This window comes from Aminobacter sp. P4_H6_2 (assembly GCF_056400805.1).
Map to the genome: position 1 here is coordinate 1 of NZ_JBFUKO010000805.1, position 2,142 is coordinate 2,142.

The following is a 2,142-nucleotide window of genomic DNA, read 5'->3' on the forward strand; positions in this document are numbered from 1 at the left end:
CGTGAAGATGATCGCCGAATACCAGAGGCGTGAAGATGATCGCCGAATACCAGAGGAAGAGATAAAGCAGCAGCGGTACATTGCGCAGCGCTTCGACATAAACCAGCATGAGTCRTGAAAGCAGTGGGTTACGCGACAACCGCGCAATGCCGACAAGCGTGCCGATGATTGTTCCCAGCACGATCGCCAGCAGCGATACTTTCACCGTATTGAGCAGGCCGACCAGCACCGCCCGCGCATAGCTGTCGCTCGGTTCATAYGCAATCGGCGTTTCGCTGATGATGAAGCCGGCTTCGCGGCCGAGATAACCGAACCCGGTGGCAATGTCTTGCTGGGCGAGATTGCCTAGCGCGTTGTGAAGCAGATACCAGCCACAGGCGACAACAGCCGCGACACATGCGACCTGGTATGCCAGCTCGCGTACGCGCCGGTCTCTTAGAAGGATTGTGGGCGACAAACCGGCCGTCCTCAGAGAGGTCTGTTCCAGAAACACGGCGCATGTCACGCAGACATGCGCCGTATCGCGTCAAAACCTCACCTGAACGGAGGCGGATAAAGCAGACCGCCATTGTTCCACAACGTGTTCGGTCCGCGGCTCAGACCGAGAGCCGTCTTTTCTCCRAGGTTGCGGTCGAAGACCTCGGCATAGTTTCCAACATGCTTGACGATGTTGTAGCCCCACGCCTTGTCCAGGCCGAGCATCGGACCGAGTTCGTCGGTGACGCCGAGCATCCGCAGGATCTCCGGATCCTCGCTCTTGAKCTGCTCCTCCACGTTGGCCTGGGTGATGCCCTTTTCTTCAGCAGCCATGAGCATCCACGCCGACCACGACACGATGTCACGCCAGTTGGAATCATTCTGGCGCACCGCCGGCGCCAGCGGCTCCTTCGAGATGGTCTCCGGCAAGATCACGTAGTCATCTGGACTTTTCGAGGCTGCGCGAATGGAGGCAAGGTCCGAGCGATCGGACGACACCGCATCGCAGCGGCCCGAGAAGAAGGCATTATTGTTTTCATCAGGGTTTTCGAAAACTACCAGCTCGAACTTCTTGCCCGTAGCTCGGAAGAAGTCGGCCAGATTCTGCGCGGTCGTGGTGCCTGGCAGTGTACAGACGGCTGCGCCATCAAGGTCCTTGGCGCTCGCTATACCGAGGCTTTTCGCGACCATCAGACCCTGGCCATCGTAAAAGACAGCAGGTCCGAAATCGATCCCGAGCGATGCCTCGCGCGAGTAGGTCATTGTCGTCTGGCGCGAAAGAATGTCGATTTCGCCAGACTGCAGCACCTGGAAGCGCGTGTTGATGTTGGTCATCACGAAGTCGACCTTGTTCGGGTCGCCGAATACGGCTGAGGCGACGGCGCGACAGACATCCACGTCGAAACCGGCGAACTTGCCCTGCGCGTCGGCGAGGGCAAAGCCGGTGGTGCCCATCGAAACGCCACAGATCAGTTTGCCGCGCGCCTTGACCGTCTCCAATGTAGACGCAGCCTGCGCCGCCACGGCGGACGAGCCGAGTAGCAAAGCGGCAGCCGCCGCCATGCGGCATGCCCTTCGGAACATTACCATTTTAGTCCTCCCATTGCGGTTCTGGCGGATGCACCGCCGACCTCTCCCTCTTCAACAAAGTGATCCAATCAAATTGCCGACAATTCTTCAACAGGATAATCGACAATAATTGTGTTCAATCCTGATCTGAGGCAGCGTGAACTATTTCTCATGCTCAGAAATGGTCTACATCGGCCTTGGTGCATTGATCGGGGTGCTGACGGATTTCAATCTTTGATGCCGTTGGCTATGCGGTGGCCGCCTTGTAGCCGACAGACTTCGGGCGCGCGCATGTCAACATTCGATTGAGGGCGGCACAACCAATGGCGACTTCCGTTTGCTGGGTCTGGAACGATCTTGCCCGCAGTCGGCGACCGATGATGGATTTGTAGCGGCCGATCGCGGTCTCAACGAGCGAGCGCTTGCCGTAGCTGGTCGCAGCCTGCCATTTCATCCGGCCGTCTATGTTGATCGCCGCGATATGCCGGTCCCGCTGGCTGAGAGGTTCGGTATCTGCCCGCTCGATTGCGTTTGCACGCGGCGGTATGACGATCGCTGCACTGCCGCTATGGTTGGCGACGGCCTTGTAGGTTGGCT

At 58.5% G+C, this 2,142-nt stretch carries 3 protein-coding genes; all 3 read right to left on the reverse strand.

Going from position 1 to position 2,142, the window contains the following annotated elements; genetic code table 11:
* Positions 1–457: ABC transporter permease subunit (locus AC1DUU_RS30365; RefSeq protein ID WP_476787025.1), on the reverse strand; the 457-nt coding region annotated here is incomplete at its 3' end.
* Positions 458–534: 77 nt separating this feature from the next.
* Positions 535–1,539: an amino acid ABC transporter substrate-binding protein gene (locus AC1DUU_RS30370; RefSeq protein ID WP_476787026.1), complete on the reverse strand. Its 1,005-nt coding sequence runs from the start codon at positions 1,537–1,539 to the stop codon at positions 535–537.
* Between the two features lie 253 nt (positions 1,540–1,792).
* On the reverse strand, positions 1,793–2,142 hold a 350-nt coding region (locus AC1DUU_RS30375; protein ID WP_476787027.1), incomplete at its 5' end, for a transposase.